The organism is Providencia sp. PROV205, from assembly GCF_028479505.1.
Taxonomy (GTDB): domain Bacteria; phylum Pseudomonadota; class Gammaproteobacteria; order Enterobacterales; family Enterobacteriaceae; genus Providencia; species Providencia huaxiensis.
Genome location: NZ_JAMPNU010000023.1, coordinates 95,768 through 105,576, shown reverse-complemented (window position 1 = coordinate 105,576; position 9,809 = coordinate 95,768). Strand labels below are relative to the sequence as shown.

At 42.3% G+C, this 9,809-nt stretch carries 11 protein-coding genes and 2 tRNA genes; all 13 read right to left on the bottom strand.

Annotation, left to right across the window (positions count from 1 at the left end; translation table 11 throughout):
- Window positions 1–6: 6 nt before the first annotated feature.
- Window positions 7–82: transfer RNA gene (locus PR800_RS14720), tRNA-Lys, on the bottom strand.
- 31 nt (window positions 83–113) lie between these two features.
- Window positions 114–189, bottom strand: a tRNA-Lys gene (locus PR800_RS14715).
- A gap of 196 nt (window positions 190–385) precedes the next feature.
- Window positions 386–1,177, bottom strand: a complete 792-nt coding sequence (cpoB, locus tag PR800_RS14710) for a cell division protein CpoB (RefSeq protein ID WP_166266340.1) — start codon at window positions 1,175–1,177, stop codon at window positions 386–388.
- Window positions 1,178–1,199: 22 nt separating this feature from the next.
- Window positions 1,200–1,697 carry a peptidoglycan-associated lipoprotein Pal gene (pal, locus tag PR800_RS14705; RefSeq protein WP_004909091.1) on the bottom strand — a complete coding sequence of 166 codons (498 nt, stop codon included), beginning with the start codon at window positions 1,695–1,697 and terminating at the stop codon, window positions 1,200–1,202.
- Window positions 1,698–1,741: 44 nt separating this feature from the next.
- Entirely contained in the window at window positions 1,742–3,034 is a 1,293-nt protein-coding gene (tolB, locus tag PR800_RS14700; protein ID WP_102138337.1) for a Tol-Pal system beta propeller repeat protein TolB, read from the bottom strand.
- A gap of 146 nt (window positions 3,035–3,180) precedes the next feature.
- Window positions 3,181–4,299: a cell envelope integrity protein TolA gene (gene tolA, locus PR800_RS14695; RefSeq protein WP_272531092.1), complete on the bottom strand. Its 1,119-nt coding sequence runs from the start codon at window positions 4,297–4,299 to the stop codon at window positions 3,181–3,183.
- A gap of 51 nt (window positions 4,300–4,350) precedes the next feature.
- On the bottom strand, window positions 4,351–4,773 hold the full coding sequence (gene tolR / locus PR800_RS14690; RefSeq protein WP_102138335.1) for a colicin uptake protein TolR: 423 nt from the start codon (window positions 4,771–4,773) through the stop codon (window positions 4,351–4,353).
- Window positions 4,774–4,790: 17 nt separating this feature from the next.
- Complete coding sequence (tolQ, locus tag PR800_RS14685) at window positions 4,791–5,474, bottom strand: Tol-Pal system protein TolQ (RefSeq protein ID WP_004256787.1); 684 nt, start codon at window positions 5,472–5,474, stop codon at window positions 4,791–4,793.
- Window positions 5,471–5,866: a tol-pal system-associated acyl-CoA thioesterase gene (ybgC, locus tag PR800_RS14680; protein ID WP_004256789.1), complete on the bottom strand. Its 396-nt coding sequence runs from the start codon at window positions 5,864–5,866 to the stop codon at window positions 5,471–5,473. Before ybgC ends, tolQ begins: the two co-directional genes overlap by 4 nt.
- Before the next feature lie 134 nt (window positions 5,867–6,000).
- Entirely contained in the window at window positions 6,001–6,288 is a 288-nt protein-coding gene (gene ybgE, locus PR800_RS14675) for a cyd operon protein YbgE (RefSeq protein ID WP_102138334.1), read from the bottom strand.
- A gap of 5 nt (window positions 6,289–6,293) precedes the next feature.
- Window positions 6,294–6,407 (bottom strand): cytochrome bd-I oxidase subunit CydX, encoded by a 114-nt coding sequence (gene cydX, locus PR800_RS14670; protein ID WP_004909083.1) that lies wholly within the window; start codon window positions 6,405–6,407, stop codon window positions 6,294–6,296.
- Between the two features lie 11 nt (window positions 6,408–6,418).
- Entirely contained in the window at window positions 6,419–7,558 is a 1,140-nt protein-coding gene (gene cydB / locus PR800_RS14665; RefSeq protein WP_102138333.1) for a cytochrome d ubiquinol oxidase subunit II, read from the bottom strand.
- Between the two features lie 13 nt (window positions 7,559–7,571).
- Window positions 7,572–9,140, bottom strand: a complete 1,569-nt coding sequence (cydA, locus tag PR800_RS14660) for a cytochrome ubiquinol oxidase subunit I (RefSeq protein ID WP_102138332.1) — start codon at window positions 9,138–9,140, stop codon at window positions 7,572–7,574.
- Window positions 9,141–9,809: the final 669 nt, after the last annotated feature.

The window sequence follows — 9,809 nt, the reverse complement described above, 5'->3', positions numbered from 1 at the left end:
TTGAGATGGTGGGTCGTGCAGGATTCGAACCTGCGACCAATTGATTAAAAGTCAACTGCTCTACCGACTGAGCTAACGACCCATCTTGGAATTCTGATTTTATACTGCTTAGATGGTGGGTCGTGCAGGATTCGAACCTGCGACCAATTGATTAAAAGTCAACTGCTCTACCGACTGAGCTAACGACCCATCTAAAACAACATTTCTAACTAAATTTCTTTTTGTATCTCGAGATTTTTGGCTAACCACATTCTCGTCTCAACGGCGGCCTATATTACTGATTTCTGACGAGGGTGCAACGATTTTTTTAAAAAAAAAGTTTAAATGCACACTTATCATACTGATAACCCCGAAATATTCGGTAATATTGCTTCGGGGCTATAAATTAAAGTGTACTCAGCTTTTTTTCGGCTAATTTTGAACCAGCACTGTTTGGATATTGTTTCAATACCTGTTGGTAAACAGCTTTTGCTTTATCTTTTTGTCCCTTATCTTGCATGATCAGCCCAACTTTATATAAGGCTTCGCTGCTTTTTTGGGATTTAGGATACTGCTTAACTACAGTGGCAAAATAAAAAGCAGCATCGTCTTTGCTACCTTTGTTGTAGTTTAACTGCCCCAACCAATAGTTGGCATTAGATTGATACCCAGACTTAGGGTAGGCTTTAATAAAACCTTGTAATGCACCGATTGCTTGGTCAATTTGAGCTTTGGATTTGCTTTCCATTGCTAATTTGACTGCCGCATTGTAATCATCTTTCTCATTTCCACCCGTATTGGCCGCTGCCGTAGGTGTCGTAGAGGAAGATGTTCCATTTGATGCGCTAGTGTCTGGTGTTGCTGTATCGCCTGAGGTTGCTGAATTACCACCGCCTGCATTGTCTAATTGCATGTATAAATCTTTCTGGCGCTCAATGACTTGATTCAATTTGTATTCACTTTCTTGAATCTGGCCACGTAACATATCGATGTCGCGTTGGTTGTCAGCGAGTTGCTGTTGGATTTGATACATAATTTGACCTTGAGAGCTAACTGCTGTCTCAAGTTGGGTAAGGCGGTCTGTTGTTGAACCAGATCCGACATTGTTGATTGGCGCTTGGGCAATAGCGGCCCAAGGGGCCGCTACGCCAACCAATAACGACAGACCGACTAGTAAGTGTCTGAAGTTACTGTTCATAATAGATAATTTCGCTTATCTATTAGTATGCAATGACTGCACGACGGTTTTTCGCGTAGTCTGCTTCAGTGTGACCTAACACAGCTGGTTTTTCTTTACCGTAAGAAACCAGTGAAACTTGGTCACCAGAAACACCTTTGCTTTGCAGGTACATTTTAACTGCATTAGCACGACGCTCGCCCAGCGCGATGTTGTATTCTGGAGTACCACGCTCATCCGCATGACCTTCAACAACAACACGTACAGATGGGTTGCTACGCAGGAATGCTGCGTGTGCATCTAACATTTCAGCGTACTCTGGAGATACGTTGTATTTGTCAAAGCCAAAGTAAACAGTGTTGTTTTGTTGCAGCTGTTCCATTTGCTGACGTGCCAGCTCTTCCGCAGACAGACCAGTGTTAGTTTGGTTAGTAGAAGTATCTACGCCATCTTGGTCATTGTTTTTGTTAGAGCTACAAGCTGCGACTGCCATGATTGGTAACGCGATCATCAGCCCTTTAAGCACTTTATTCAGTTGCATCGTTTTGATCCTTAATATTTTTTGCCACACATTATTATTATGCATCACAGATACGGCGACCAGGCAGGGAATTTAACCTGTCCATCGGTAGCCGGAAGACGCGCTTTGAAACGCCCGTCGGTCGAAACTAGCTGCAATATAGTCCCCAAGCCTTGAGAGGAGCTATAAATTACCATAGTGCCGTTAGGTGCGATACTCGGCGTTTCATCTAGGAACGTTTTCGTTAAAAACTCAACGTTATTCGTTGCCAGATCTTGTTTGGCGACATGTTGCTGACCGCCGCCGGAGCTGACCATCACTAAGAAAGTACCATCCGGGCTAACATCAGCGTCCTGATTTTGTGTTCCTTCCCAAGAAACACGTTCAGGACTGCCACCATTAATATTGATTTTATAAATCTGCGGACGTCCCGCCTGATCTGAAGTATAGACTAAAGTTTGGCTATCTGGCATCCAACTTGGCTCGGTATTGTTACTACGACCATCGGTTACCTGACGAATTTGCCCACTCGCTAAGTCCATTATATATAAGTTCAAGCTGCCTGTTTTAGACAATGCAAATGCCAGTTTAGTCCCATCAGGAGAGAATGCAGGTGCCCCATTGTGACGTGGGAATGATGCTACCTGACGAACTGCTCCTGTCGATAAGGTTTGAATGACAAGTGCTGAACTACCGCTTTCAAATGTAACGTAAGCCAGTTTTTCACCATCTGGTGACCAAGCTGGCGACATCAAAGGTTCTGGTGAACGGTGAACCGTAAATTGGTTAAAACCGTCATAGTCAGAAACACGTAATTCATATGGATACTGACCGCCTTTGTTGACAACAATATAAGCAATACGTGTACGGAATGCGCCACGAATACCTGTCAATTTTTCAAAGACTTCATCACTTGCAGTATGCGCTGCATAGCGTAACCATTCTTTTGTTACTTTATATTGGTTCTGAGATAAAACAGCACCTGGGTTAGCCGCGACATCAACTAACTGATAGCTAACGACAAAGCTGCCATCTGCAGCAGGCTGCACCTGGCCCACAACCACTGCGTTAATACCTAACGCTGTCCACGCTTCAGGGATCACTTCAGAAGCGGTACCCGGTTGTTGAGGCATACGGCTTGGCTCAATAGGGTTAAATTTTCCGCTATTGCGTAAATCAGCGCCTACTATTTGGCCAACTTCTTGTGGTGGAGCACCCGCACCTGACCATTTAAACGGCACAACACCAATAGGTTGAGCTGAGTTAACACCTTCAGTGATCTCAATACGTATTTCAGCCTGAGCCACTGTCGCCCATAGCATTAGGAACCCTAAAACTACTTTAAAAGCCTGCTTCATTCTTATCTCCCTTACTGCGGATTATTTACTACCGCAATAATTCGCTGAATTTTAACAAAGGTATAATAACAAAACTAGATACCACACAAACTATTTATTCTATTGCCTTAATAATATCAATACAGACTGGTCTGAGTTATTGAAAATTAAGGTTTAAACACAACTGTGCTACCTGCTTTATTAAACGTATCATAGACTTCTCTGCTAGGTGGTTTAGGCATCGTTGCAAGTTTTGCTGCTCGGATTGCGGCGTCACAAAGCGCTGCGTCATTGGCTGGGCTATTTTTTGGTGTAATACTCACTAATAGCCCATCAGGTGCGAGCTTCAATTGAAGTTCACAAGTACGCCCACGAAAAGTATCTGAATCATAAAACTTACTTTGGATAGCCGCTTTCACCTTACCAGCATAGCTGTCTACATCAGCATTCGATGCGCCCGATTTTTTACCGCCACCTTTTCCAGCTGCAGCTTCGCCACCTTGCTTGCTAGGGCCTGATGCCGTTAAATCGCCGAGTAAATCGTCAACAGAAGCGGCATTTTTTGCTGCCTCAGCTTTGGCTTTTGCTGCTTTTGCTTTCGCTTCTTTGTCAGCCTTTTCTTTGGCTTCTTTATCGGCTTTAGCTTTAGCTTCTTTTTCAGCTTTTACTTTCGCGTCCTTTTCTGCTTTTACTTTCGCGTCCTTTTCTGCTTTTTCTTTAGCTTCTTTTTCTGCTTTGGCTTTCGCTGCTTCCGCTTCTTTCTGAGCTTGCGCCTCAGCTTTCGCCTTTTCAGCAGCCTGCTCTTTAATTAATTTTTCTTTTTCTGCTTTCGCTTTCGCGGCAGCTTCTTCGGCTATTTTTTGCTCTTCCTTCGCTTTTTTAGCCGCTTCTAATGCTATTTTCTGTTGTTCTTCGGCTTGCTTTTGTTGCTCCGCCGTTGCACGCTCAGTTTTAATACGCTCTTCTTCAAGCTGCTGAAGACGCTTTTGTTCCTTTTCTTGCTGCTCTCTGAGCTCAGCCTCTTGCTTTTGTTCTTGCTCTTTGCGCTCTTTCGCCGCTTGTCTGACGTTATTTTGCTGCCTTTGCATTTCTTCATACTGCTCAACAACCACGCCCGGGTCAACCATCACCGCATCGATGACAGTTCCCTCTTCCCCGCCACCACCAAGTTTGACGACGGAAACTAAAGAGCCTATAACAATCAACCCAATCAATAGGATGTGCAATACGATTGACATCACTAACGAGCGATTTAAGTTATCTTTTTTCTCTTTTGTCTTTCCCACTCTGGTATCCAAAAAAAGAATTGTGACTTATTCAAACGACAATAACCCAGCCTATATAGGCTGAGTCATCAAGCCAACTGATTTTATCCCTGCGCTGTGTAATATATTCAGCGCTTTAATCACTTCTTCATAAGGGACTTCTTTTGCTCCACCAATCAAGAAAACTGCTTTGGGGTTTTTCTCTAATTGAGATTTTGCCTCTGCAGCAATTTGCTCTGGTGGTAGCAATTCTAAAACCTCACCATCAAGGCGCATGTTATATTGGCCAACCCCCGACACTTCTAAAATAATCGGTGGGTTATCACTTGATGATACGGTTTGTGTATCTGTTGCATCCGGCAGCTCAACTTCCACACTTTGAGAAATAATCGGTGCTGTTGCCATAAATATCAGCAACAGTACCAACAATACGTCCAGTAATGGAACTATGTTGATTTCGGATTTCAGCTCACGTCTGCGACTTGTGCGCGCCATTCGCTTATCTCCCCGTCTTATTTCTTATCAGCAGAGAAGGCTTGACGATGCAAGATGGCCAAAAACTCTTCCATAAAGTTATCGTAATTTTGCTCTAATTTGCTAACACGTAAGTTCAAACGGTTGAATGCCATAACGGCAGGGATCGCTGCAAATAAGCCAATTGCGGTTGCAATAAGTGCTTCGGCAATACCCGGTGCAACCATTTGTAATGTTGCTTGTTTTACCGCTCCCAATGCAATAAACGCATGCATAATCCCCCAAACGGTACCAAATAAACCAATATATGGGCTAATTGAACCAACAGTACCTAAAAATGGGATATGCGCTTCAACTGATTCAAGCTCACGATTCATTGAAATACGCATTGCTCGAGAAGCACCTGTCACGACCGCATCTGGTGCATGAATATTCGCTTGGTGTAAACGAACAAACTCTTTAAAACCAGAATGGAAAATTTGTTCGGCACCACTCAATTCATCACGGCGAGCTTGGCTTTCTTTATATAAGCGCGATAGCTCGATACCTGACCAGAACTTATCTTCAAATGCTTCCGCCTCACGCGTTGCCGCATTTAAAATTTTCGTTCTTTGAATAATGATCGCCCATGATGCGATAGAAAAACCGATCAAAACGAACATAATGAGCTGAACCAAAAGGCTCGCTTTAAGGAATAAATCCAGGATATTCATGTCAGTCACTGTTTAAACTCCGCGACAATAGACTTAGGAAGCGCAATCGGCTTCATTTTTGATGTGTCCACACAAGCAATAAGGGCATTTGCCCCACAAAGCAGGTTACCTTGCGAATCAACTAACCTTTGCTGAAAAGTGAGTGAAGCACGTTTCATTTCAATAATTTGTGTTTCAACTTCCAGCAGGTCATCCAGCTTCGCCCCTTTGACAAAATCAATTGTCATGCTTCGCACAACGAAGCCAAGGTTCTCAGCAAGCATACTTTGTTGATTGATACCTTTATTTCGCAGCATTTCGGTTCTTGCTCGCTCAAAAAAGGCTAAATAGCGTGCATGATAAACAACACCGCCCGCATCTGTATCTTCATAATACACGCGAACAGGCCAGCGAAATAACATAACAATCACTCCGTCTTAGGTTAAATTAATTAACGGTGCCACTATACGCAAGACAGTGCCAGTTTGGAATCACTTTGAAAGTAAAGATATCAAAAATAATTATGGGTCCATTGACCCATAATTAGCAATTAGAATTATCTAAAGACCTGAAAAAGTCCCCAAATAAGAATGATGGCAGCAGGTAATGGGTGAAAAATTGCACGAAAGATAACTTTTTGGGGTTTAAAACCAACACCAAAAATCATCGCGGTACACGTTGCCCATATTAATAATAACCCTTGCCATATTTGAAATGAGCTGGTCTTCGCAGCAAATAGGGTTGGATCCCACATGACTGCACCTGCTGTGACTAAAGCTAAAATAAGGATAAGGGCCCTTATCGGCCCCTTATCCAATAGCTGATAGGTTTTATCCACCAGCATTTTTATTACTCACCATCTTTAGCGGCTTTAGAGTCTTCAGAGTGCTCTAACGCTAATGCTGCAATCACTGCAAAACTACAAGCTAACAGCGTGCCGAGGATCCAGGCGAAATACCACATAGTTATGCTCCTTAATACAGTGAGTGCTTGTTGCCTTCGATGAAGTTTTTGTCCAAACGACCGAACATTTTGTAGTAACACCATGCGGTGTATGCCAGTACGATTGGTACAAAGATAATAGCAACAACAGTCATCACTTGCAGAGTAAACAGGCTAGATGTTGCATCCCACATGGTCAAACTTGCGTTTGGCATGATGCTTGAAGGCATGATGAATGGGAACATTGCTACACCACAGGTTAAAATGATACAAGCGATAGTTAATGAAGAACTCACAAACGCCCAACCATTTTTGTCTGCTTTACTAAACAGCATTGTGATTAACGGCAATCCTACACCCAGAGCAGGCAATGCCCACAGGATTGGGTAAGTATTGAAATTAGTCAACCAAGCACCTGATTCAACTGCAACTGTTTTGTTCAGTGGGTTTGACACCGCCAGAGTATCAATAGTTGAAGTGATAACATAACCATCAATGCCCATGACTAACCAAACACCTGCACCCGCAAACGCTAACAATGTAACTAACGCACAGATATAGGTTGCTTTACGCACACGTAAGTACAGTTCGCCAGTGGTACGCATTTGCAGATAAGTTGCACCTTGGGTAACAATCATCATTAAGCCAACGACACCCGCCAACAGACCATATGGGTTTAGCAGACCAAACAGGTTACCCGTGTAGGTCAAATACTGTTGGTTATCAATTTGCAGTGGAACACCTAATAACAGGTTACCAAACGCAACACCGATAACTAATGGTGGAACGAAACCACCGATGAACAGACCCCAGTCCCACATATTGCGCCATTTTTGGTTCTCCAGTTTTGAACGGTAGTCGAAACCAACCGGACGGAAGAACAATGCTGCTAGCACTAAAATCATCGCGATATAGAAACCGGAGAATGATGCAGCATAGACCTGTGGCCAGGCAGCAAACATCGCACCACCAGCTGTGATTAACCAAACTTGGTTACCATCCCAGTGAGGTGCAACAGCGTTAATCATGATACGGCGTTCAGTATCCGTTTTACCTAAAATAGGTAATAAGAAGCCAACGCCCATGTCAAAGCCATCTGTGACAGCAAATCCAATCAGTAATACACCGATAAGGATCCACCACACAAACCGAAGAACTTCATAATCAAACATAAGTGGCTCCTATTTACTGAACGTCGTGTGCAGAAGGGTTTTTCTGTTCAAAGTGATAGCGGCCAGTTTTCAGGCTGCTTGGCCCTTTACGAGCGAATTTGAACATTAAGAACATTTCAGCAATTAAGAACAGTGTGTACAGACCACAGATCAATACCATAGAGAAGATCAGGTCATGAGTCGTCAAGTTGGAGTGTGCAACCGAAACAGGTAACACTTCACCGATTGCCCATGGCTGACGACCATACTCCGCAACGAACCAACCTGATTCAATTGCAATCCATGGTAGTGGAATACCGAATAGTGCAATACGCAGCAATAGTTTATTTTGACCAATACGGTTACGAACTACTGACAGGAATGCCCAGCCAATAATCAACAGTAATAGGAAGCCAACACCAACCATGATACGGAATGCCCAGAACAGCGGCCCAACGTTAGGAATACTATCTTTCACTGCTTTTTGGATTTGAGCTTCAGTTGCATCAACAACATTTGGTGCATATTGTTTTAACAGAAGGCCATATCCGAGATCTTTTTTGTTTACTTCAAATGCCGAACGCAGTTCAGGATCTTTATTACCTGCAAGAAGCTCTTGTAACTGACCGTATGCAATCATACCGTTACGAATACGAACTTCGTGCTGTTTCATTAAGTCTTTCAGACCTAATACAGGCGTATCGATTGAACGGGTTGCAATAATACCCATCGCCCAAGGAATCGAGATAGCAAATTTATTTTCTTGCTTTTCAGTATCCGGCCAAGCGATTAAGTTAAACGCAGCTGGTGGAGCATGGGTTTCCCACTCTGCTTCAACAGCAGCCAGTTTGGTTTTCTGAACGTCACCCATTTCGTAACCTGATTCATCACCAAGAACGATAACAGACAGAACAGCAGCAATACCAAAGCTTGCAGCAATAGCAAAAGAACGTTTAGCAAAAGCAACATCACGACCTTTAAGCAGGTAGTAAGAGCTAATACCAAGGACAAACATTGCACCGGTACAATAACCCGCAGCAACTGTGTGGACGAACTTAACCTGCGCAACTGGGTTTAAGACTAGCTCAGAGAAGCTAACCATTTCCATACGCATTGTTTCGAAGTTGAAATCAGCAGCGATTGGGTTTTGCATCCAACCGTTCGCAACCAAGATCCACAAAGCAGAGAAGTTAGAACCTAAAGCAACTAACCATGTTACAGCTAGGTGTTGTTTTTTGCTTAAACGATCCCAACCAAAGAAGAATAAACCGACAAACGTTGATTCTAAGAAGAACGCCATCAGACCTTCGATTGCAAGAGGTGCACCGAAGATATCTCCAACATAGTGCGCGTAGTAAGACCAGTTAGTACCGAATTGGAACTCCATGGTCAGACCCGTTGCAACACCCAGAGCAAAGTTAATACCAAATAACTTACCCCAGAACTTAGTCATATCTTTATAAATTTGCTTGCCTGACAGTACATATACCGTTTCCATGATCGCAAGCAAAAACGCCATACCTAGCGTTAATGGTACGAACAGGAAGTGATACATCGCAGTTAAGGCAAACTGTAATCGTGACAGTTCGACAATATCAAACATCTTGACTCCTTGCTCCTAGCAGGAAGACACCGACTTGCGGCAACCCAGCTTCCAGTTTTAAATACTTAGAAAGCCTCTTAACTACCAGCAAAAAATGCCTCAAAACAACAAAAAATTAACAAAATTAAAAGAACAAACGTTACCATAATAATAGTACGCTTATCTTCACACACAATAAACTTCTTTTACGTGACTCAGATTTGAATTCTGAATTTACATCAATAATTATACCCTTTAATAGAAAATCGAGTATTTGATCGAGCACCAATTTAAGCAATTTGAACAAATAAAGCCAGAGGCAATGAATTGATTTGCGTCAATTTTTTTCCTGTTGTTAATTGCTATACCTGTCAGTCAATTAATGGTTATTTACTTGTTAAATTGCTGTTATTGATAATGATATAAATGTTCTTAATTTTTCCAAAGATTAACAAAAAATATAATCATTGAATTAACGACTCGAAAAAAGAATATTTAATTTGTAATAGTATCTTATTTTAAACTTATTATGAATTTTATTAATATAGCCGTTTTCTCAACTAAACTGTTATATTGGCTTAATTGAATTACCGTCAATATTATAAAATTGATATGCCGCAATTTCGCTTTTTTTTGCATAAAGTGCTATTAGCACTACCCTGCTCACCTAAATTGCCTTTTTATTATCAA